The following is a 23,829-nucleotide window of genomic DNA, read 5'->3' on the forward strand; positions in this document are numbered from 1 at the left end:
CAATCCATCCAGATTCCTTCCTGGGCCAATTTCCTACGAACTAGCAAAAAAACCAAACAGCCAAATAATTTTTATACAGGTTAAAAGTCGATTTACTTTTCCCAACTATAACCATCGACCTCAGGCCGATGCCTGCCTATATAAGGAAGGCGCTCAGAAGATACATTTCAACCATCCTTGTTCTGCTACCAAGCGGATGACTTCCAGTGTCATCAAAGTTAAACAACATCTATCGCGACCCCTTAAAGCACCAAAAGTATTCATGTTGCCTGTGCAAGCACCACTGGAGAGCAGATGCCGACTTTCTGGACTATTTACCTAATTTGCCCCTGCAATATAGCGATTCCCTACTATCAAACCAATCAAGCAATACTTTTTTGCTACACCAACCCATCGCTAACCAACAAATGAGTATCTCGTTTTCCCCAAGCGTGTTTTTTTGGTGCAGAGTTACTTAAAAAGCTCGGAAAAAAGCGTAAATCCCGAGAAAAAACACTGGAAAACAGGGGTTAAGTTCTGGTACATTCCGCGACTATTTTTTAACCAACTGCCGATTTTCTCATCGGCCGCCAGTGCGAAATTCGCCTGTCGCTGTAACAGAGGTAATAGAATGAAACCAACCAAGCCCCTGCTACTGCTGGCCTCTAGCCTGTTGTCCGTAGCTGCCCAAGCTGAGATGACCTGGAGTGACAACAGCCTGAGCCTTCTTTACGGCCGCGATTACGAGGTTAACTACAGCCTCAACACGGATGACTCTGAAAGATCCGTAGTAACTTTCGAGCACGCCAGTGGCCACAGCTGGGGTGACCTCTTTATTTTTGCCGACTACCTGGACTCGGAAGATGGCTCCAATGAGCTGTATAGTGAGATCTCTCCCCGCCTGAGCTTAGGCAAGCTCAGCGGCAGTGAGCTGGCTTTCGGACCGGTTACCGATGTGCTTGTCGCCACAACTGTGGAGATAGGCAATATGGATGACCCGGATCACCTGACGGCCACAGGCCCCCACTTCACCAATTACCTGACAGGTGTGGGCTTTGATCTCGCGGTTCCCGGTTTCTCCTTTGTACAGGCGAATGTTTACCACCGCGATAACGATGACAAGGCCAGCAACGAGCAGCTGACCCTGGTTTGGGCCATGCCTTTTACCCTGGGTGATGCCAGCTTTGTCTACGACGGATTTATCGATTGGACCAGTGCTTCTGAAGATTCACATCCGAGCACTAACTTTACCTCCCAGCTGAAATGGGATGCCGGCGCCACCTGGGGTGAACCCAAGACCCTGTACGCGGGTATTGAGTACGTACACTGGAACGACAAGTTCGGAATCAAAGATGGCACTTATGGTGTCGATTCCAACGAGCGCAACGTTAACCTGCTAGTAAAGTACCACTTCTGATATGAAACCCACTGATATCCAAACATCGGCGACCCCAGGGTCCGACATCCCGCAGGTGGGAGGCAATGCCTCATTCCTGGAGAAGTTGTTCAAGCTCTCAGAGCGCCAGACGAATGTTCGCCGGGAAGTGATTGCCGGCGTTACCACATTCCTGACGATGGCCTACATCATCTTTGTGAACCCCAATATCCTGGCTGCAGCGGGTATGGATAAGGGCGCTGTGTTTATGGCGACCTGCCTTGCAGCCGCTATTGGCTGCCTGATTATGGGGCTCTACGCCAACTACCCCATCGCATTGGCGCCAGGTATGGGCCTCAATGCCTTCTTCGCCTACGTTGTCGTCGGTGAAATGGGCTACAGCTGGCAAGTAGCCCTGGGTGCGGTGTTTATATCAGGGGTAATCTTCCTGCTGCTCAGTATCTTCAAGCTGCGAGAGTGGATTATCGATAGTATCCCCCTCTCCCTGCGACAATCCCTGGCAGCGGGTATTGGCCTGTTCCTGGCGATCATTGCCCTGAAGAGTGCCGGTATCGTTGTGGCCAGCCCCGCTACTCTGGTAACCCTGGGCGACCTCAAGTCAATTGAGGCGATCCTGGCAGCACTGGGCTTCTTTATTATTGTGGCGCTGTCCTACCGCCGTATGCTGGGCTCAGTGATGATCGGTATCCTTGCGGTAACCGTCATCGCCCTGGCAATTGGTAAGGTAGAGTTCACCGGTCTGGTATCCGCACCTCCCAGCCTGGCACCGACTTACCTGGAGCTGGATATCGCTGGCGCCTTCGAAGTAGGCATGATCAGCGTGATCTTTGCCTTCCTGTTTGTCGACCTATTCGACACCGCAGGCACCCTGTTGAGTGTTTCTGATCGCGCCAAACTGCTGGATAAAGATGGCAAGTTGCCTGGAATGGGCAAGGCCCTGATGGCCGACAGCTCCGCATCTGTCGTTGGTTCTGTGCTGGGCTCCTCCACTACTACCTGTTATGTAGAGAGTACTGCGGGAATTACCGCCGGTGGTCGCACAGGCCTGACCGCTGTGGTTTGCGCCGGGCTATTCCTGTTGGCGACCTTCTTCTCGCCCCTAATCGGTATGATTCCGGCCTATGCAACCGCAGGTGCTCTGCTGTATGTTGGCGTCCTGATGACTTCCGGTATGTCATCTATTGATTGGGATGACATTACCGAGGCCGCACCGGCAGTAATCGCCGCAGTGATGATGCCTTTGTCGTTCTCGATCGCGCACGGAATCGCCCTGGGCTTTATTTCCTACGCAGTTATTAAAACGCTGAGCGGACGTAGCAAAGACGTCAGCATCAGTGTCTACGTGTTAGCGGCACTCTTTGTTGCCAAGTTTGCCTTTTTCTGAGGGGTACATTGATGAAAAAGCACTTTATTAGCGCACAGCAGCTCCTGATAGACTCTTATGCTCTCGCCGAGCAAATCTATAAGGACGGCTTTCGCCCAAACTATATTGTCGGTGTTTGGCGCGGTGGCGCTCCTGTGGGCATCGCTGTACAAGAGCTGCTGCACGTGATGGGAGTGGATGCAGACCATATCGCTATCCGCACTTCCTCCTATCTCGGTATCGGTGAGCGCGACAAGAAAGTGCGCGTGCATGGCCTGAACTACCTGATCAAGCGCTTGGAGTCCCACGACTCCCTGTTGATCGTGGACGATGTGCACGACTCTGGCCTGAGTATTGAGCAAACTATCGAAGACCTGCGCGCTGCCTGTAAGAAGAACACGCCGGAGATTCGTATCGCGACCCCTTACTACAAGCCGAAGAACAACAAGGCCAAGCGCGAGCCGGATTACTTTATCCACAAGACCGAAGAGTGGTTGGTATTCCCCCACGAGATCGACGGTCTGTCCCGGCAGGAGATTCTGGAGAACAAACCAGAACTCGCCCCCTATGTAGACAGAATCGCCACTGCTGTTTAATCGGCAATATTACCGGGGGCTAATGCCCCCGTTTCTCTTTCTCCTCTCATCTCCCTCTCTCCCTCTCTCCCTCTCTCCCTCAGGCCATTCCGGCAAACCCTCCCCCGGCACTCAACTCCTGCCATAGGCAATACTTCAATACTCTATTAATAAATCCCACTTATGAAACTAAAGTTAGTGAGAATCAATTTATAAAGTAGAAAAGTTGGTCCAAAATTAATGCGATAAGGCCAAATGTCGGAAAATAAAAATGAACGACAAATCAGCGGGACTTAGTAAATCGCAGCTCGATGCTTACTGGATGCCTTTTACCGGGAATCGCCAATTCAAAAGAGATCCCCGTATTATTACCTCAGCCAGCGGCTGCTATTACCTAAGTGCTGATGGCCGCCCCATATTCGATGGTCTCTCTGGCTTGTGGACCTGTGGTGCCGGACACAACCGCCCGGAGATAATTGACTCCATTACCCGGCAAGCAGCCCTTCTGGATTACGCCCCCGCTTTCCAATATGGCCACCCGGGAGCCTTCCAACTAGCGGAGCGTGTCAGCCAGATGATGCCCATGGGGCTCAATCGTATTTTCTTTACAAACTCCGGCTCTGAATCCGCAGAAACCTCTCTAAAAATAGCTAGAGCCTACTGGCAGAAGATGGGCGCTCCAGGGAAAACAAAATTCATCGGACGCGTGAAAGGCTATCACGGAGTTAATTTTGGCGGTCTTAGTGTGGGCGGTATTAGTGCTAATCGAGCAATCTTTGGCTCATCTTTAGATTCTGACCACCTTCGCCACACCCTTTTACCCCACAACCGCTTTGCTAAAGGACAGCCTGAACAGGGAAGTTTCCTGGCAGACGAGTTGCTGGAACTTATCAAACTGCACGGTTCTGAAAACATTGCCGCTGTTATTGTCGAGCCCGTAGCGGGGTCTGCAGGGGTATTGCCCCCACCAAAAGGCTATCTCCATCGCCTTAGGGAAATATGTACTCAATACGACATATTGCTGATATTTGATGAAGTCATTACCGCTTTCGGACGCATGGGGAAAGCCACCGGAGCAGAGTTTTTTGGAGTGACCCCGGATATGCTCAATACAGCCAAACAGCTTACAAATGGCGCTGTTCCCATGGGCGCTGTGGCTGTGCGTCAAGATATCTACGAGATATTCATGGAAAATGGAGGACCTCAATACCAACTGGAGCTTCCCCACGGCTATACCTACTCTGGGCACCCACTAGCCTGCGCAGCGGCATTGGCGACACTGGATATTTTAAAGAAAGAAAATTTATTTGAGCGATCTGCGGAGCTTGCCCATATCCTGGAAGACCATATCCATCAACTCAATGGATTACCGTTAATAGAAGATATTCGTAATTGTGGACTCGCCGCAGGCCTGACAATCGAATCAGCTCCGGATGAGCCATTACTCAGGCCTTACTTAATTGCTATGAAGATGTGGGAAAAAGGCTTTTATATTCGCTACGGCGGCGACACACTGCAAATCGGCGTCCCATTTATAGCACAGGCAGAGGAGATTGACGGAGTTATCAACGCATTAGCAGAATCAATTACTGAGGTCGCAAACGGCCAGTAGCCAGAACCTATTCCTTCTCACTCTGTATAAAAGATTCCCCCTCCTGATACGGAAATTTATATCGCCACCTAGCTATCTTTAATGATACAAAGTAAATCGCAAATAGTAATTCAATAACTCTATATTAAAAATAGCACCATGAACAAATATATTCGCCTTACAAATGTATTACTAAAGTACAAAGTGGTTATAGCGATTCTATGTGGTATTTTATTAAGTTCCTGTGAGCAAAGAACTACTAAGCAAGAAATAAGCTCACCAGCAAAGAAAATTTCATCTCCTATTAGAACCACAGCCCCAGGACTTTCAGAATCTTATGCTGACATTCGTCGTCAGCAAATTGCTGAAGTGGACTATCGGCTGAGCATCAATCTGGATAGTCAAGCTAAGAACTTCTCCGGAATTATGCACGCAGATATCAATTTTAGAAAAATACTTGAACAGCCGCTCACTATCGATTTTTCCGGTGGTGCGGTTGATTCAATCCAGGTCGATGGAAGATCTGTTCCATTTGAGTACAACAACCACTTTATTTCTATTGATTATCAAAACCTACCGGAAAAATCCCACACGATTACGGTGAATTATCAACACCCGTACTCTAACAATGGCTCAGGATTACATCACTTTAAAGACCCCAAAGATGAAAAGGTCTATTTATATACGGACTTTGAACCTTATGATGCCAATCGCCTATTCCCACATTTTGACCAACCCAATTTGAAAGCACGCTACACCCTGGATGTAAAGGCTCCAAAAGACTCGGTAGTAGTTAGCGCGGAAAGAGAGGAGAGAGGAGAAGAGAAAAGAAAATCAAACCACTGGTTTTTTCCTCAAACCAAGAAATTCTCATCTTACATATTCTCTTTACATGCAGGTCCTTACCACATCTGGGAAGACAAGGCAGGAGATATTCCCCTTCGCTTAATGGCAAGACAGAGCCTGGCAAATTACGTAAAAACAGAAGACTGGTTTACCTTCACCAAACAATCCTTTGAGTTCTTTCAGCCCTACCTTGAAATTGATTATCCATTTAAAAAATATGATCAAATACTAGTACCTGATTTTAACGCCGGCGCTATGGAAAATGTTGGGGCTGTAACATTTAACGATTCTTACATATCCCGAGGAAAAAAGACCCAGGCCCAGCGGATGCGCCTCGCCAATGTTATTGCCCATGAGCTGGCCCATCAATGGTTTGGTAATTTGGTCACCATGAATTGGTGGGATGACCTTTGGCTCAATGAGAGTTTTGCCACTTATATGGCCAATCTGGCTCTAGCCGAAAATAGCGAATTCACTACCGCTTGGGAGAACTATTATTTAGGCGCCAAGCAATGGGCTTACCACACTGATCAACGCCCCACTACCCACGCTATTCAACTACCAGTCAACAATACTGACGAAGCCTTTGCCAATTTTGATGGAATTACTTATGGCAAAGGCGGCTCAGTACTCAAGCAATTGCCCTACTATTTGGGCAAAGAAGAATTTCGCAAAGGCGTCAGTAATTACTTAAAGGCTTTGTCTTATAACAATTCAACCCTCAATGACTTTATCAACCACCTGGGCAAAGCTGCGGATAAAGATCTTAATTCCTGGCAGCAACAGTGGCTTTACCAGGCCGGCCTCAACACAATTTAGGCCAGTTTCCAGTGCCAGGGCATCTTTTCTATACTCCTCTGAGTATTGTTTACGAGCGTTTTTGGTTGGTTTATTTGATCTTGTCTAGAGCACCTCTGCTGCATAGTTTATCGCATAAGAGTGTGTCCGTCGTTGGTGGGTAGGATCAGGTCGTTAGTGAGGATGAACAATTTCTTTAAATAACATTACCTTCCGGATGGACCATTTGGCTGCTATATAATATCAGGGATTTTCATAACAAACTTAATAAGTTATCGAAATAAATGGAGCCAATTTATTTAAAATCGATACTTTTGAAGAAGATTCAGACCTGCCAGAATCTTTACATATTGACCCCTGAGTGAAATTTTATCTACATGGATTTGTAGTAATTAGTTCTAGATTTTTTCTGTTATTTTTTTATTTGAGCTTTGATTAATGTTTACAGCTATCCATATCACTACAAGAACGTGAGTGAAAACTTATGAAAAGTACAGCAATGCATCTTACCTCAGTGACGATTTTAATTGGCACATTAGCCGTCCCCATAGTTGCCAGTGCCGTTAGCTGTGGCGACGTTATCACAACCTCGGAAACTCTCACAGAAGACCTATCCTGTGATTCAACTATTTTTAACCCATCTCTTACTATTGAGGGACCTTCGGGCCGCCTTGATATGGGTGGTTACACTTTAATGTGTGTAAACGCGACAGGTGATGGGATACTTTTAACGGGTACTGCAGCCAGGCTCAGCAATGGTGATATTCAGGAGTGTTTTGACTCCATACAGATAGAGGGTACTGGAAGCCATAGAGTATCTACAATCAATATAATTGACTCAGATGATGATGCCATTGTTATCAATAGTAGCTTCAATACAGTAACCGATACCTCCTCTTTCAATACCGATGATGATGGAATAGATATTGGATCCAGTTCAAATTCCAACATAATCACTAATAATATTATTGATACGGTTGATGATGAAGGTATCGAACTTGATGGAGATGGTAACTTTATTTCTGGTAATGAAATACTAAATACTGAAGATGGGATTGATCTTGATGGATCATTTAATGTCGTTGTTTTAAATACAATAGATTCTAATGACGAAGCAGGGATTGAGCTTAGGGGTGAATTTACTACAGTCGTCAATAATTCTATAAACAATAATAACGTGGGTATAGAAATATACGATGCTGACAATAATACTATTACTGGCAATGAAGCTAGTGACAATACATCTTATGGCATCTATCTGCTCGACTTAAATGCTACTCAAAATGTAATTGTGTCGAATACAGCAATTGATAATGGTATTTTTGATTTATTTTCACCTCTGGATCTAGACTGCAGTAGTAGTAACGTATGGGCGGGAAATATTTTTGTTACTTCAGATCCAGCCTGCTTGGATTAATTAAAGTTTGGGCATAGTGAGTGATCGCTCTGCTCAAACTCTAATTCTCCACTTTTTAACGAATGCATTAATTAATACATAGCCTCTGGCGGTAGTGTTCAGAATTCTGTATCACTTCTTTACTATTAACCCGGAGGCCCAATAGTTCATCTATGCTGCATATTAAATTTCCTTATGCTTAGAGTAGGAAACTACGCGCGCAGGCTTCTTCTGTAGCGTTCTCATGTGAGAAAGTAGTTTTTTCTAACTTTTTTTGAATTGTATTGGAATCCCACTATATACACCCCCTTTAAGATCGAAGTTCAAATACTCATCTGGGTTCAATTCAGGTGAATACGATGACAAATAAAATTTTTCTATCTCATCCTCATGCTCTGACAGCCAAGCTTTAATCACTCGGGCATGATGTACCCTAAGGTTATCTAGAATGAGGTAAACCTTTCTGCCTGCGGTTTTAATTAATCGCTTAAGAAAGCCAATTAATCTGTCGGCATTCATGCTTCCTTCGTAAATTTGAAAGCGCACTGTCCCTTGATTTGTAATCGCTAAGATCATGTTGAGTGAAGCTCGCTTTGCGGTTAACTTCACAATGGGTGGTTTTCCTTTTGGCGCATAGCCGCGTTCATGCTGACAATCACTGCGAATGTCCGTTTCATCACCCCAGTAAATTTCTGCACCTTCCTTTTTGGCACGTTGTTTAATATATGGATAGTCTTCTTCCATCCATTTTTTAACTACTTTGGGGTTTTGCTCATAGGCGCGTATGGCGGGCTTCTGAGGTGTAAAATCCCAGCGCTTCAGATAATCACCGACCGTTCGAATTGACATTTTTATGCCAAACTCACGTTCGATTAGCTCCATGAAAGTCTTACAAGTCCACAGAGCATAGTTAAGTTTGAGCTGTTCAGCTACGATTTTTTTGAAGCTGCTTTTCTTGCTCTGCCGTTAGGCTGCGATTCACCACTTTCAAATAGCCGCGCTTTTAAGCGGCTAATGCCTCGAATCCGTCAAATTTGTAAGCCTTAATCCAATTTTGCACAGCACGGCTGGAAACATCCAGTGTTCTTGCAATTTCTACTGTAGGCTCCGATTTCTTCCAAAGCTTTACCGCAGTTCGACGTTTCTCCTCCTGAGCGGAAGCGGGTAATCTTCATGCATCAATAATATTCATTCGAACATTATACAGAACTATAAGGTCGCCGAGCTAGTGAAAGAAAAACCACAACTTAAGCCCACATTGGTAAAAGCATTAAAAAATCATCGCTACTCCGGTGAACGCTGTATCAATATCGGGAAGCGATTACTCTAAATCTTCTTTAAACTAGCTATTAATGTTGAACTAAGTGCAATATCCAGCCCTTAGTTCCCCTTGCCAGGCTTTTGGCAGGGTATTACGCGTAATAAAACGGTGCAAAAATTATATATTTTATCTCAATGCCCCCTAATAAAGCATATCTATTGCACCAGCCAACTTATACTTATCCTTCTCTAAAAATCTTGTTACAGTGACATTTCAAAGCCTAAAAAATTAACGGGCGTTCCTGCTTAAGCCATTATTTTAAAAAGAAAGACAATCAAATAAAGATGTATATATCAGTACAATTAGACGATCTGTCCGACGGTTCCATTAACAATCTTCTCGAAACTCATCTACGGGAAATGTACCGACATTCCCCACCTGGAAGCGTTCACGCACTAAATCCTGATGAGTTAAATGACCCCATGATTACCTTTTGGGGGGCAAGAATTGATGGAGTTTTGGCCGGATGTGCTGCTCTAAAAGAGATCGACCCTAACTTGGGTGAAATAAAATCCATGAAAACTCATCCTCTGTTTCTGCGCAAAGGCGTTGCCCGCGCCTTGATAGAAAGAATATTGGAGGAGGCAAAGCAGCGTAAATATAAAGAGATAAAGCTGGAGACAGGCCGCACTGAAGCTTTTGCTCCCGCAATCGCTCTCTATCGCCATTATGGATTTGACGATTGCGACCCTTTCAGTCACTATAAAAATGACCCTTTTAGCCTATTTTTAGGTAAAAAATTATAATCAATAGGTATTCTTTATCAGTCAGTGTGAGAGTGTTTGTTACTATGACGCTATCCAGAAGATCCTTTATTAAATATTCCAGCTTAGCTTCCCTTACTTTTGGTGGAGCCAATCTAACCGCTAAAGAGGCTATTTCCAGTCTATCTATATCAAGTCTTCCCAGCCTGGAAATGCCTTTACAGGAGATTTACCCCGCAGTCTTTTCTGGCGAGATCTATGTAGCAGGGGGATTTATCCCATCGGATACAGCAGTTTTCTTCGGTCTCTCTCCAACTAAACAAACACATATCTTTTCTCCGCGGGAACAAAACTGGAGGCCAGGGCCCAATTTACCTGAGTCAAGACATCACCTCGGCATGGCCAGTAACTCCAACAGTCTATATGGCATAGGTGGATTTTTTGGCGATTCGGATAGCGCTTGGCAAGCCCGAAATACCGTTTATAAACTTTCCAGCGAATATAAGCATTGGATAGAAACCAGCCCTCTCCCCCGGCCCTTGGCTGAATCTATTTACACCAATATTGGGGAGAACATCCATGTCATTGGCGGTAAGGCCCCCAACGAACAGTCTAAAAATAGAGATACCAATTCTCATTATGTGCTTACAAGAGGAGATCATTGGGAGCAAGCAGCACCAGCCAGTATCAAGCGAAAATCCGCAGGTGGGGTAACTTTAAATAACAGAATTTATGTTGTTGGTGGCCGCCAGGTTAGCGACAATGGTCGCAAGGCCGGGAATCTAACTTATGCCGAAGTTTATGACCCCAGCCTGGATAAATGGGAAAAGATCCGCCCCCTTCCCCAAGCTGTTGCCGGGCTCACAGCAACCCCATTAAATAATAAATTAATAGTTACCGGCGGTGAGGCATTTGGCCCCAATGGCAACTGGAAGACTGGTACAGCATTTAACAATATTTGGATTTACGATCCAGTCACAGATGATTGGAACAATCAGGGTCAGTTGCCCCAGGCACGGCACGGTCACGGAGCAGTAGCCCTAGGAGAAAGCCTCTACTTGATTGGTGGAGCCTCTAAAGTTGGGCCGCAAGAAACTCTCGCCTCCGCAATACAGCTGCGCTGGAGCTAAAGGGCAATCAATAAAAACCCACAATGCCTCTGGCTTGCAGAGGCCCACTGATGGGATGCATTAATTAATCGGGAGCAATGCCGCCATCAATATCTGTATAGTTCTGATGGCGCTCAACTCCTAAATATCCAATATATCTATCCCGTATCTCACGCACATAATTAACTGGCTCCCTGCCGCGCACGTAACCAAAACGACTATCGCGATAGTATTCAGGCTGGGACAACAGCAACATGGCCTCTTCAACATGGCCAAACCACTGGTTAGGGTCCCACTTCAGTCGTCGGGCTAACGTTCTGGCATCCCTGACATGGCCGTGACCCGCATTATATGCAGCCAGGGTAAAATAGATCTTCTGCTCTAGGGGTATATTTTCAGGAAAACGTTTATCCAACCACCCCAGATAAGATACACCTGCGCGGATACCGTTTTCAGGATCATACAAATTGTTAACTCCCATCTGTCGTGCAGTCCGAGGTAATACCTGCATCAAGCCCTGAGCACCGGCAAAGGAGCGAGCTTGGGGGTTAAATTGACTCTCCTGATACATCTGCGCAACCACCATACGCCAATCCCGATCGGTAGCCTCAGTATATTTCTTTACTATGGGATCAAAGGGCGATAGTTCATCAGTGCTGCGCAGGCGCTGCCCTTGATGTTGTAGGATACGCTTTTGCTCCTTGAAATATTTATTGTAAGTAACGTTAAAGAACAGGTCCCGATTGTGCTTGTTCAGAAAGTTATTCAGTTGTTCCAGTAATTCCGGTTGGCCAGTTCGAACGGCCCAGGCGATATCTCGCTCCCCTGGCAACTCCCCCACTACAGTAAAGTCATCCCGGTAAGTGCTTTCAATGGCGGCCAAGTGTGAGTCAACTACGGTATAGGGAAAAATACCCCTGGCTACTGCATCAATAAGAAACTCACTGGTAGCGCTTTTTAGACGATGGATCTGTAGCGGCACCATATCCTGCCCGTGCTGCTTTTCCATTATTTTGACCAGACTCTCGTGATAGCTCGTGGTGGGATTAACCACTACTGTTTGCCCAGAAAGCAGGTTCTCTGGAAGGGGCAGCTCTTTATCAGGCACATTTGATTTTGCGGCTACTACCTGTTCCGTAACTGTCATATAAGGCTTGGAAAATACCAATCCCTGCTGGCGGCGAGCCTCGGTAACAGTTAGGGATGCAGCAATCATGTCTCCCATTCCATCATTCAATGCCTCGACCAAATCCTGGTCTTTATCGGGCACAACCATGCTCAGACGTAATTTATGGTCACGGGCAAACTTCCTTAGCAGATCGTAATCAAACCCCATCAACTCACCGCGCCAGATAAAGTAGGAAGCGGGGTGATTGCGAGTAAGCACCCTTAAAGTTCCGCTCTCCTTTATCGCCTGCCAATCTCTCAGTGGCTGCTCTCGGTTTTGACTGGCCAATACCAATTCTGCTGTAAAGAACTCATTCAACTCACGCCTCAAAGCGATAGCATTTTTGCGTACAGCCCAAGCGATAGGCCTGCGGGAATCGAGTTCTGTGGTGGCTGTGAGTTGAGGGTAATCAGTTAGAAGTACATCGGCCAAATTACTATCAATAATTGTTGCGGGATATTCACCCGCTGCTACAGCCGCGATAAGCTCGCTGGTTGCAACCGGCTTATCGAGGTAAGTGATTCTGTAATTTTCCGTATCGGCTCGCTGCTCCAGGGTTTCAGCAAATGCACTGCCCCGCCGCAGCACGACTTGTAAGGGCACAGCCTCTTCCACCTCGAACTCTTTATGAGTAATTAGCAACTCATCAACATATTGTAATGGGCGGGTAAAACCCAGTAATAACTTGCGTTCTTCGGTACGGGAAAAATTGGTGGCGATTACATCCCCACGTCCATCAATAACCGCCGGAATTAAATCGGAAAAGTTATCTACGTAAACCCACTGAGGCTTTAATCCGCGGCTACGAGCAAAATTTTCCGCAAGTTTTCGCCACTCTGTTGCAGGTAGTCCTTCTCGTGGTAAGGCGCTCTCCTGGGGGCCCCTTGGGGCCAACAGGCGCAATACACCTCTCTCTAACAGGGCTGGCAAATCTCCTTGCTCTACATAATTTTCAAACTGTGGCTTTGCGGGCTGTTTATTCTGCGGCGTTGGTATCGGTTGTTGGGGAGATTCCGTTAAAACCTTTGAGTTTTCTACAACAGGATCTCTATTACTTTCGCATGCGGCAAGCAGCAATATTAAGACAAATAGCGGAAATATAACGAAAAACCGTTTTCTGCTCACAGTGCACCCTTTCTTATTCTATGAGAAGCATTACCCTTAACGCGCACGCTATGCTTCACAATATGGAATTGCCGCTGTTACAGAAATCGTACCAGTTTGCTGGGAAATTATCCCCTAAAAAAAAGCCCGGCAAAGTCAATTGCCGGGCAAATATACGTTGGCGAATGTCGGATGTCTCTTACACAGAGTGACAAGCCTTTTTTATTCAGTGAGCGCTCTTATGGTTGCTATGATGACTTGGGTTTGCCCTTCAGCTCTGCCAACCTCATTTTTATTTCTTTGTTCTGCTCCTCGTCTGGGAGCTCGAACATCAGCGGCTTCGCCACTCGGGCAAAATACTCCGCATCTTTCTTTTGGTAGAGCTCTTCTGCCAGCCACTGGGCAATATGCAGCTCACGGGGGGCACGCTTGTAAGCCTGCTCCAGCTTTTCCAGATATTCCTCTCGGGGGTAATCCAGCATCTCCATAGCCATCGCCAGGCCAAACCAGTGAGATGCATTTCTCGGTTCTTCCTTCACCAGAAAGTCGAACTCTTCCCGCGCCATTTTCAGGCTGCGAAGGTCCCGCTTACTACCGGGCGCCACCGCCTGCTGATTAACCGTTAACCAGGCATGGGCACTCAAGTACCAGAGCTGGCCTCGGTCCTTAGTGGGGACACTGGCCAAAAGGTGGCTAGCCTGGGGGAAATTACCCAATCGCAGATCGGCACTCGCTTTAATCGCAGCCAGCTCAGTACTGTAAATACCCGTGCTGTAGGCATACTCAATCAACTCATCCAAGGCCAGCAGGTTGTAACCGGACTGGGCGATAAATCCAGCCAGGATACTCACCGACTCTCTTTTGCTGAGGCGTTTAATCGTAGGGCTGGCCTCTTTAAAGTCCGCGGGGATAGCGCCACTAAAATGTTCAAAGCTATCCGCCTTATAAGTGGCTACATAGGCCTTTTCGATTTCTTTCACCGACATCCCCAGCGCTTCTTCCAGGGCAAGTACTGGGTCGGCACCATCGTTATAGGCTTTGACGAAATTATCGAAATTATCCTGCTTGCCACTTTTCATCATCAACCAGTGAGACAGAATCCAACCTCCGGCATAGACATCCGCCTTTTCGTCTGCATCGGTGTTGTACACCGTCGCGCGCAACAGGTCTTCCAGCGGCATAAGCCCGGTATACATCAGGGTCATGGCCCGTTCGCTGGGAATGGAGCCAATTTCGTAGGTGCCTTTTTCCGGGAATGACATGGTTGCCATAAATTCAGCAAACCCTTCGCTATACCAATAGGGGTAGTGGGTAGTGTTGCCGTTATAGCTCAGAAAATGGGTGTATTCGTGGAACAGGAATTCGCGCGCTTTGAGCTGCCTCTCAACGCTGCGACCATCCAGGTTTACCAGGGCATAGTTACCCTCCGCAGAGGTATCGAACAAACCGTTGGTCATATCCGCCAGCTCAACACCCACCAGGTTTGCATAGGTGTCCCGGTCTGCGGCCGCATAAATAGTTAATCGCTCGCTTTTTGGATCTGCATCGAGTAGCTCCAAGGCCACTGCGCGATAGCGCTCCAGGTCTGCTACCAGACTTTTGACTGCGTTGGGATCACCGTCGGTAATCACGCGAAAATTATCACTGTCGACTTCATACCAGGTCACCTCCCCCAAACCACGCGGCGCGGCGTAAGCTGAAGCGATAAATCCGAAACAAAGTACTAATAGAACAACTGAACGAGAAACCATAGTTCGGGCCACCGAGTCATTGTTGCTGAAGCCCTCCCTAGCTGATTAGCGAAGACGACACAGTACCGGTTTTCACTGATCAAAAAAAGATCAATTTGATCACAAAACGGCTTTTCGCCTGTTTTTGTGTGACCGGAAAGACACAAAATAGATAGCTGTTCACAAACAGTTTTCTGCAGCAGATTGCGACATGAAGCGAGACAAACGTCTCAAATTTAGCCCTGTTTACGTACAAAACTAGGATGAACTCCTATAGTACGGGGTCGACCAAGGAGGGAATCCTGGTCAAAAAAATAATAATGATTTCATCAGATGAGAGAAAACTAATGAATACCAAGCCACTACTGGCGCTGCTTGGCGGCGCCCTAATGTCTGCTCATGCCTGGTCGGCACCGGAATATATCGCCGACGTGGATATTACTTCTTTTGACGGTACGGTCCTGGATGCGAACTTATTTATCCCGGAGACGCCTGCACCAGCAGACGGTTACCCCACCGTTATTTTTACCAACAGCTGGGGGCTGGAGAAGCACCAGTACCACTTCCAGGCCAAAGAGCTGGCAGAAAACGGCTACCTGGTGCTCAGCTACTCCACCCGGGGATTTGGGCACTCAGGAGGACTTGTTGACGTCGCAGGGGATAACAGCCTTAACGATGTGGGAGTCCTGATCGACTGGCTGGAAACCAATTACCCGGTGGGCAAGCTGGGTATGGCCGGAATTTCCTACGGCGGTGGAATTTCACTACTGAGTGCTGCCAAGCACCCTCGCGTCGATGCAGTAGCTGCGCTATCCGGTTGGGCAGATGTAGTAGAAGCTTTGTACCCCAATGAAACCGTCAACCTGGTTTGGGGCACGCTGCTTGTTACTACGGCCTTCCAGAAAGAGGCCGAACTCGAGCAGGTATGGAGCAACCTGCGCGACGGCGAAAATATGGAACAGGTAATTAATTTCGGTGCTGAGCGCTCCGCAATGAGTTACGTGGACGAAATCAATCAAAACGGCACAGCGGTATTGCTCTCAAACAATTTCGCCGACTACCTGTTTAAGCCAAATAGCATGACCGATTTCTACTCCCTGCTCGAAGGGCCCAAGAAACTCATGCTAAACCCCGGCACCCACGCGATTACCGAGACTCTTACCGGTAACAATGGCCATATCTGGTCCACCAGTTTCCGCTGGTTCGACCACCACCTTAAAGGCGAGGACAACGGGATCGACACCGAACCCAAGGTGGATATGACTGTGCGTATCAGCAATGAGCTGGAGCAATTCGAGGACTACCCGGTAACAGACGAAAGCACCACCTGGTACCTGCAGCCACGCTTTACCATGTTTAACAATGCAAAAATGGAGAGCGACAAGTACGACGGTTGGAGCTGGAGTAATGAATTCCACGGCGGCTCAGATACCTTTGCAGGCACAGGTATCCCGCTGGTTTCCGATGCACTGGAGGGCTTCGGTATCCCCGTTTACGCGCCCATGATCGCTATCAACGGCTACTACGCCATCGAGTACAAATCACCGATTCAGTGGGAAACCCTGAAGATTCGCGGCGAACCCAAACTCGAAATGTGGGTGGAACCCAGCAAAAAAGAAGTGCAACTTAACGTGCACCTCTACGATGTGGGTCCGCTGGGATTAGGGCGCCTGATAACTCACGCCCCCATTACCCTGCATTCAGACAAGTCTGGGCAAAAACAAAAGTTCGAAGTGGACTTTTTCACCACCAGCTACGATGTCCCGGTTGGCCACCGTGTAGTATTGGCCATCGATACTCAGGGTTATATCTACCAGAAGCCGGAAAATACCAATTACACCATCACAGTGCCCTACAGCAGCAGCAAGGTCTCTAGCCTGACCGTACCGCACCTGTAGGTCTCCCCACAGAAGCCCGGCGTTCACTGCCGGGTTTCCTCCCACCTTCCCCCCAGTCCAACTATTTGCATCGCGTAATTTTTCTCCAAAGCGGTACAATCAGCCTTTTGGCTGAGTGCTCCCCCTACCATGAAAAAGAACATCCCGCTCGCCCTGCTAACTGCGGCCCTGCTCTCAGTAGCAGGTTGTAACCCCGCAGAAAAAGCATCGGAACCAGCAAAAACCAATACTGCCCAGGAAGTCGAGGCTAAAGGCCTCGATTTTGATAAGGCTCCCGAAGGGCGCCTACCCGAGGGCACTACCCCCTTGGATTACCAGCTGGAGCTGGTGTTGGACCCGCGCAAAGACACCTTCACCGGCAAGGTGGATATCGATATCCAGCTGGCGGAAGGTGCCCGACATATTTGGCTGCATGGCAAAAACCTGGATGTGCGCGAAGTCTACGCACAGCTCGATGACGGCCGCCAGATTCCGGCCGAATACCGGGAAGTACTGGACAGTGGTGTTGCCGCAGTAGAGTTTGCGGAGAAGATCGATGCGGGCAGTTTCAAACTGCACATCGACTACAGTGCTGCATTTGATCGCAACCTGGCCGGGCTTTTTAAGGTCGAGGAACAGGGCGATGCCTATGCCCTGGCAAAATCCGAATCGATCCAAGCCCGCAAGTATTTACCCGGTTTCGACGAGCCAGGCCTGAAAGCGCCCTTTACCGTCAGCCTGACAATACCCGAAGGCTACGCAGCGATTAGCAATGGGCCCGAGCTGAAGCGCGAAGCGGCAGGTGACGGCATGGAGAAAGTCACTTTCGCCACCACACCACCGATGTCAACCTATTTGCTGTCCCTGTCTGTCGGCCCCTTTGACCAAGTTGAGCGCCCAGCCATACCGCCGAGCAAGTACCGCAAAGACCCCATACCCCTGCGCGGCTTCGCCCGTAAAGGTCGCGGTGAGGATATGAACTACATCCTCGATATCACCCCCAAAATGGTGGAGACCTTCGAGACCCAGCTGCAACGCCCCTACCCATTCAAGAAGCTGGACATTATTGCCGCCCCCCAGTGGCCCAGTGGCGCTACTGAGTTGTCTGCGGCAATTACTTATCGCGAACAGCGTATCCTGGTGGGCAACAACCCGGCTCCCGGCACCCGCCTGGCTCTCGTAGAAGTTCATGCGCACGAAATTGCCCATATGTGGTTTGGCAATCAGGTCACCCCTCCCTGGTGGGACGACCTGTGGCTGAAGGAAGGTTTTGCTACCTGGGGGGAGGCGCTGGCCCTCACCATTATGGAACCTGAAGAGGGGCACGACCTCAACGCAGCGACTTATGCGATCGGCGCCATGCAGCTGGACTCCCTGGCCAGTACCCGCGCCATTCGTGAGCCCATCGCGGACAACAACAATATTCGCAACGCCTACGATTCGATCACCTACTCGAAGAGCCTGGGCGTTATCCACATGGTGGACACCTATTTCGGAGCGGAAAACTTCCGCCCGGCACTGGGGCGCTACCTGGAAACCTTCTCCGACAGCGTGGCCGACTCACCACCCTTCTACAAAGTGATCGGCCAGGAAACCAACACCCCGGAACTGACCGAGACTTTCCGCAGCTTTGTCGAGCAAAAAGGGGTTCCACAACTGGATATCGCCATGGACTGCAATAGCGACGGCAAGGCCTCGCTAGTGGTTCAGCAGAGCCGTTACAAGCCACTCGGCTCCCCTATCGCCGACGCTAGCGATAAATGGAGCATCCCCTTCTGCTTCAGCACCAATAGCGGCGTGCAGCAGTGCCAGATCCTGACTGAGCCAAAGGAAACCCTGGAGATTACCGACGGTGCCTGCCCAAATTGGGTAATGCCCAATGCTCAGGGCAGCGGCTACTACCGCTGGAACCTTCCCAAGGCGCAGTGGCAGGCACTAATTAAACAATTTGCCCAGTTCTCTGCCACTGAGCAGCTGTCCATTATCGACAGCGCCTTCTCAGCTTTCGAGGCCGGCAATCTCACTGCGGCACCACTGCTGGAAGTAGTGCGCAAATCCGCAGCGGCGGACAAGCGCCAGGTTATCACCATGCCACTGCGCTACCTGCAGAAGTACCGGGATAACTACCTGGTTGAATCCCAGCGCTCTGCATTCCTGAATTTTGCCCAGAACCTATACCTGCCGATACTAAATCGCAGCGCCAATAGCAGTGATAGCGACCAGCAGATGCTGCACAGCGACCTGCTAACCTTTATGGCGCAAGTTGCAGAAGATCCTGACTCGCGCAAGCAGTTACAGGAAATGGCAACCGCCTTTACCGGCTTTAAACAGGAACGGGATGCGAAGGCGTTAAGCTCTGACCTATACCAGGCAGCCCTGAGTGTGGCAGTACAGGATGCAGGGGAAGATTTCCTCGCACACCTGATCAAAGTCCGCTCCGAGCTGGATGATCCCCGCTTTGAAAATGCCAGTGCCAATGCCATCGGTACCAGCAACAATCCCAAGCAAGTGGAAACCATTCAAGCATTAGCGCTCAGCGACGAAATGGGGCCGAGAGAATCATTTGGCCTGATCCATTACGCCCTGGCCCAGCCCAGGGTTCAGGAACAGCACTGGGAGTGGCTGCAACAGAACTTTGACAAGGTAGTAGATAAGATTCCGGCCCAGATCCGCCGCCGCACCCCATCACTTGCCGCTGCCTTCTGCGATAAACAGCACCTGGGCGAACTGCAACAACTCTTTGCCCAGCAAGGTGATTTAGCCCCCGGGTACCAGCGCAGCCTCGCGCAAGCCGAGGAGCGAATCCAGCTGTGTATGGCACTGGAGAAAAAAGGCAAAGCGTTAATGGGGGCATTGCCGAAGGCAGTCAATCTCGCCGCTAAGCAATAAAAAACAGAAGTTGTTATTTAAATAGCAATTCGAAAAGGCCGGTATTACTAAGTCATACCGGCCTTTTTTATTACTGAGCGTATTTGAGTTAAACGGTTATGAAGAAGCGGATTTATTATGCTTGCGCAGTCGGAAAGATAACCAGATCAATGGCAGCCCCAAAATAATCGCATAGGCACCGATTACCCAGAGCAACGCCAGAGCACCGGCCCCGGGGCTGACTAAAATTGCAATTCCGAAAATCACCGAGAGAACACCAATGGCGATCAGCAGCCACTCGTTATCAATTTCCTTGCGCAGGCGAACAGCACCGACAATTTCAAAGATACCCCGCACCAGGGCCCAGGCACCGATAAAAATCACCAACACTAAAGCGGTAACCTGCGGGAAAATAAAAGTCACAATTCCCGCGGCCAAACTGATCAGCCCCGAGACAATCAACCACCACAGTGGAGTGGACTTATGCCGCCCCATCACCGCTGCAACCAGGGAAAAAATACCATCCAGAAAAGCGTAAACCCCAAAAAGCAGCACCAGGGTCAACAGGGACAATCCCGGCCAGACAAAAGTCAGCACGCCAAAAATCACCGCGACAATACCGCGCAGCAGGAGTAGCCACCAGTTTGCAGACAACACCTGCAAAATGGGTCCGGTCGCCAGGGGAGGAGTGTCAGCGGGCATAGAAAAGTCCCCAGGTTGAGTAACTTTCCATATTGAAGAGTCCCTTACCACCAGGGAATTGAATTTTCCCCCGGCGGTTTTTAAAGGCAGCCTACGAGCGCGGCCAGGCAGTCGACTCTGCAAAGACTGTGACCGCGCCGCAGGCCACTATTTTCAGTGTAGCTCTAAACGACAATTGGGAAGTTATGCAAACTGCCCTGCGGGTCATGAAAGGAGAGGAAGGGAAAAAAACTAATAAGGCAGGAAGGAAAGAATACACTTCGCTCGGGGGACCATATGAGGCATATGGATGGCGATTATGAGCTTATAGGGGTGTATACACAGCGCATCTCGAGAGAAGTGTATTCTTTCCTTCTGACCCAAGAGTAATTTGGAGAGAACGGCAGCCCGAACGGGCTGCCGCAATAGTATAATCAGGCCAGAGCGCCGATCACACCACGCAGTTTATCCACAACAGCATCGATCTCGTGCTTCTCGATAATCAGCGGTGGGGACATACACAGGGCATCGCCAATACCGCGGGCCATCACTCCAGCTTCCCAGGCCATACCAGAGACTTTAGCTCCGTATTTCCCTTTCAGATCCTGCGGCGCGCGCAACTCAATAGCGCCCACTAAACCGTAATTGCGCACATCGATCACATTGTCCAGGTCAGCCAGGCTGTGCAGGGCATTTTCCCAGTGCTGACCAATTTCACCGGCAGCGCGGGTCAACAGGCCTTCGCGCTCGTAAATATCCAAAGTCGCCATACCCGCAGCACAGGCAACCGGATGTGCTGAGTAGGTATAACCGTGGAAGAATTCCACCGCACCATCGGGAGCCGCATTCATCACGGTTTTATAAATTTCATCGCTGACAAATACCGCACTCAGGGGCACTGTGGCATTGGTAATCCCCTTTGCGGAGGTGATCATATCCGGGGTCACACCGAACTCCGTGGAGGCAAATGCAGAGCCGGTACGGCCCCAGCCAGAGATGACTTCATCAAAAATCAGCAGCAGGTCGTGCTTATCACAAATTTCCCGCAGGCGTTGCAGGTAGCCTTTGGGAGGCAGTACCACACCGCCTGCACCGGCAAACGGCTCAACAATCACAGCGGCAATCTGGTCGGCACCGTGGAAAGCTACCAGTCTCTCCAGGTCTTCAGCCAACTCAATACCGTGCTCCGGCAGGCCACGACTAAATGCATTGCGCTCAATGTCCAGGGTATGACGCATATGGTTGGCTTTCACCGGCTGGCCGAAACCCTGGTAGTTGGGAGGAATACCGCCCACAGAAATACCGCCGAAGTTTACGCCGTGATAACCCTTCTCACGGCCGATAAACATAGTGCGAGTGCCCTTGCCGCGTACACGCTGGTATTGCAGGGCAATTTTCAGGGCGCTCTCAACTGCCTCGGAACCGGAATTACCGAAGAACACATGGTCCAGGCCATCGGGAGTGTGCTTTACCAGACGCTCGGAATATTCGAAACCCAATTCGTGGCCGAAATTAAAAATAGAGCTGTAGTCGAGTGTTTTTGCCTGCTGGTAAATTGCCTCTGCAATTTCAGAACGGCAGTGACCCGCATTACTGCACCACAAACCCGCAGTCGCATCAATAACCTGGCGACCGCCTTTCTCCGTGAGATAAATCCCCTCGGCGTGCTCTACAATTCTCGGTGCAGACTTAAAGGTGCGGTTGGGGGTAAACGGCATCCAGAAAGCATCGGTTTGCATCTCAGACATAGTATTAATCTCCGCAAGTTCCCTGAAGTTTCAAACTCTTAAGTAGGGGAGCCACAGGCTCCCGAAAATCGGTTCGGGCGCTTGTCACCTAGGACAAGCGCAGGCCAGTTGTGTTCAGACCGGGACTCAGGCCCCGAAACAGCAATATTTGGTCTCGTAAAATTCGGCCATACCCTCGACACCGCCCTCGCGGCCAATACCGGACTCTTTAACACCACCGAAGGGTGCCACAGTGGTGGAGAAAACCCCGGTGTTACAGGCAATCATGCCGTAATCGAGCGCCTCTACCACACGATTGGCTCGGCGAATGTTTTCACTCATCACGTAAGCCGCCAAGCCGTAGGGCGTTTCATTCGCACGGCGAACCACATCTTCCTCATCGGAAAACTTCTGTACCGCCGCCAGAGGGCCAAAAATTTCCTCCTGGGCGATACGCATGGTATCGGTAACTCCAGTGAGGATGGTTGGCGCAAAAAAGTTATCGCCATTGGCCAGCTGCTCACCGCCAATTTCAATTTTTGCTCCGGCCTCAACCGCATCCTGTACCAGCCCTTGAACCCGGTCCACAGCCCTGCGGAAGATCATCGGGCCCATATTGACCCCTTCCTCGGTAGCGTGGCCGATCTTCAGGGCGGCAACCTGCTCGCGCAGCTTTTCCACAAACTCATCGTGCACGGATTCGTGCACGTAAATACGATTGGTGGCCACGCACACCTGGCCAGCATTGCGGAATTTGGTCGCCATACAGGCGCTGACTGCGGTATCCATATCCGCATCGTCAAATACGATAAACGGCGCGTTGCCGCCGAGCTCCATGGACATTTTTTTCACGGTGCTGGCACACTGGGACATCAACAGCTTGCCCACAGCAGTGGAGCCGGTGAAGGTGAATTTGGCCACACGGGGATCTTGGGTCAGAACCTTGCCAATTCCCGGAGAATCACTGCCGGTAACTACATTGATAGTCCCCTTGGGCAGGCCCGCTTCTTCCGCCAATTGACACAGCGCCAGAGCAGATAGTGGCGTCTCCAGGGCCGGTTTGATCACCACAGTACAGCCCGCCGCCAGTGCCGGACCCGCCTTGCGGGTGATCATGGCGTTGGGGAAGTTCCAGGGAGTAATACAGGACACCACGCCCACCGGCTGGCGGATGGTATTCAGGCGCATGGCCGGGTTGTGGGTCGGGATTGTCTGGCCGTAGGCCCGGCGGCACTCTTCCGCGAACCACTCAATAAAGGAAGCCCCGTAGATAATCTCACCTTTCGCTTCCGCTACCGGCTTGCCCTGCTCCAGGCTAAGGATCATTGCCAGGTCATCGCTGTTATCCACGATCAGCTGGTACCAGCGCTTGAGCACCGCAGCTCTCTCACCAGCTGTACGGCGGCTCCATGCCGGGAAGGCTTCACTGGCAGCCGCCACTGCCGCCTCGGCATCCTCTGTGGTACCGTCGGCCACACGGCCCAGCAGCTCGCCATTTGCCGGGTCACATACATCTACAGTGGCGGCAGCGTCACGCCATTCGCCCGCTATATAGTTCTGAAATTTCAACAGGTCCGAATTTGCAAGTTTCACAGG

Annotated in this window: 16 protein-coding genes and 1 pseudogene; 10 read left to right on the forward strand and 7 right to left on the reverse strand. The window is 49.5% G+C overall.

What is annotated here, in order from left to right:
* Window positions 1–610: 610 nt before the first annotated feature.
* The 6 genes from ACJJI8_RS04335 to ACJJI8_RS04360 all read left to right on the forward strand — a co-directional run bounded on the left by ACJJI8_RS04335 (window position 611) and on the right by ACJJI8_RS04360 (window position 7,965).
* Window positions 611–1,396: an outer membrane protein OmpK gene (locus ACJJI8_RS04335; protein ID WP_444934390.1), complete on the forward strand. Its 786-nt coding sequence runs from the start codon at window positions 611–613 to the stop codon at window positions 1,394–1,396.
* A gap of 1 nt (window position 1,397) precedes the next feature.
* On the forward strand, window positions 1,398–2,759 hold the full coding sequence (locus tag ACJJI8_RS04340; protein ID WP_413663622.1) for an NCS2 family permease: 1,362 nt from the start codon (window positions 1,398–1,400) through the stop codon (window positions 2,757–2,759).
* 11 nt (window positions 2,760–2,770) lie between these two features.
* Window positions 2,771–3,334, forward strand: coding sequence for a phosphoribosyltransferase (locus ACJJI8_RS04345; RefSeq protein ID WP_413663623.1), 564 nt, complete (start codon window positions 2,771–2,773; stop codon window positions 3,332–3,334).
* 250 nt (window positions 3,335–3,584) lie between these two features.
* Window positions 3,585–4,925 carry an omega-aminotransferase AptA gene (gene aptA, locus ACJJI8_RS04350; protein WP_444934391.1) on the forward strand — a complete coding sequence of 447 codons (1,341 nt, stop codon included), beginning with the start codon at window positions 3,585–3,587 and terminating at the stop codon, window positions 4,923–4,925.
* Window positions 4,926–5,063: 138 nt separating this feature from the next.
* Window positions 5,064–6,569 carry a M1 family metallopeptidase gene (locus tag ACJJI8_RS04355; protein ID WP_444934392.1) on the forward strand — a complete coding sequence of 502 codons (1,506 nt, stop codon included), beginning with the start codon at window positions 5,064–5,066 and terminating at the stop codon, window positions 6,567–6,569.
* 463 nt (window positions 6,570–7,032) lie between these two features.
* Window positions 7,033–7,965 (forward strand): NosD domain-containing protein, encoded by a 933-nt coding sequence (locus tag ACJJI8_RS04360; protein ID WP_444934393.1) that lies wholly within the window; start codon window positions 7,033–7,035, stop codon window positions 7,963–7,965.
* Between the two features lie 243 nt (window positions 7,966–8,208).
* Here ACJJI8_RS04360 and ACJJI8_RS04365 read toward each other — a convergent pair whose 3' ends face one another.
* Complete coding sequence (locus ACJJI8_RS04365) at window positions 8,209–8,880, reverse strand: IS630 family transposase (RefSeq protein WP_444916185.1); 672 nt, start codon at window positions 8,878–8,880, stop codon at window positions 8,209–8,211.
* Between the two features lie 67 nt (window positions 8,881–8,947).
* A pseudogene (locus tag ACJJI8_RS04370) lies at window positions 8,948–9,091 on the reverse strand (helix-turn-helix domain-containing protein); the annotation flags it as partial.
* A 458-nt stretch (window positions 9,092–9,549) separates the two neighbouring features.
* On the opposite strand from ACJJI8_RS04370, the gene ACJJI8_RS04375 reads away from it, so the two are divergent.
* A complete protein-coding gene (locus tag ACJJI8_RS04375) occupies window positions 9,550–10,011 on the forward strand; it encodes a GNAT family N-acetyltransferase (protein WP_444934394.1) in 462 nt (153 codons plus the stop codon).
* A gap of 44 nt (window positions 10,012–10,055) precedes the next feature.
* On the forward strand, window positions 10,056–11,099 hold the full coding sequence (locus tag ACJJI8_RS04380) for a Kelch repeat-containing protein (RefSeq protein WP_444934395.1): 1,044 nt from the start codon (window positions 10,056–10,058) through the stop codon (window positions 11,097–11,099).
* A gap of 64 nt (window positions 11,100–11,163) precedes the next feature.
* Here ACJJI8_RS04380 and ACJJI8_RS04385 read toward each other — a convergent pair whose 3' ends face one another.
* Window positions 11,164–13,371 carry a transporter substrate-binding domain-containing protein gene (locus ACJJI8_RS04385; RefSeq protein WP_444915292.1) on the reverse strand — a complete coding sequence of 736 codons (2,208 nt, stop codon included), beginning with the start codon at window positions 13,369–13,371 and terminating at the stop codon, window positions 11,164–11,166.
* A gap of 227 nt (window positions 13,372–13,598) precedes the next feature.
* The gene (locus tag ACJJI8_RS04390; protein ID WP_444934396.1) at window positions 13,599–15,101 is read right to left on the reverse strand and encodes a hypothetical protein; all 1,503 of its coding nucleotides are present in this window, start codon (window positions 15,099–15,101) and stop codon (window positions 13,599–13,601) included.
* Between the two features lie 326 nt (window positions 15,102–15,427).
* Here ACJJI8_RS04390 and ACJJI8_RS04395 point away from each other — a divergent pair, with 326 nt between their 5' ends.
* Window positions 15,428–16,978, forward strand: a complete 1,551-nt coding sequence (locus ACJJI8_RS04395) for a CocE/NonD family hydrolase (protein ID WP_282930907.1) — start codon at window positions 15,428–15,430, stop codon at window positions 16,976–16,978.
* 129 nt (window positions 16,979–17,107) lie between these two features.
* The gene (locus tag ACJJI8_RS04400) at window positions 17,108–19,846 is read left to right on the forward strand and encodes a M1 family metallopeptidase (protein WP_444934397.1); all 2,739 of its coding nucleotides are present in this window, start codon (window positions 17,108–17,110) and stop codon (window positions 19,844–19,846) included.
* Between the two features lie 96 nt (window positions 19,847–19,942).
* Here ACJJI8_RS04400 and ACJJI8_RS04405 read toward each other — a convergent pair whose 3' ends face one another.
* The 3 genes from ACJJI8_RS04405 to ACJJI8_RS04415 all read right to left on the reverse strand — a co-directional run bounded on the left by ACJJI8_RS04405 (window position 19,943) and on the right by ACJJI8_RS04415 (window position 23,826).
* Window positions 19,943–20,527, reverse strand: coding sequence for an HdeD family acid-resistance protein (locus ACJJI8_RS04405; protein ID WP_444915288.1), 585 nt, complete (start codon window positions 20,525–20,527; stop codon window positions 19,943–19,945).
* Window positions 20,528–20,940: 413 nt separating this feature from the next.
* Window positions 20,941–22,254: an omega-aminotransferase AptA gene (aptA, locus tag ACJJI8_RS04410; RefSeq protein ID WP_282930904.1), complete on the reverse strand. Its 1,314-nt coding sequence runs from the start codon at window positions 22,252–22,254 to the stop codon at window positions 20,941–20,943.
* 126 nt (window positions 22,255–22,380) lie between these two features.
* Window positions 22,381–23,826, reverse strand: a complete 1,446-nt coding sequence (locus ACJJI8_RS04415) for an NAD-dependent succinate-semialdehyde dehydrogenase (protein WP_444934398.1) — start codon at window positions 23,824–23,826, stop codon at window positions 22,381–22,383.
* Window positions 23,827–23,829 lie beyond the last annotated feature (3 nt).

It is taken from the genome of Microbulbifer maximicatervae (SeqCode), from assembly GCF_052467695.1.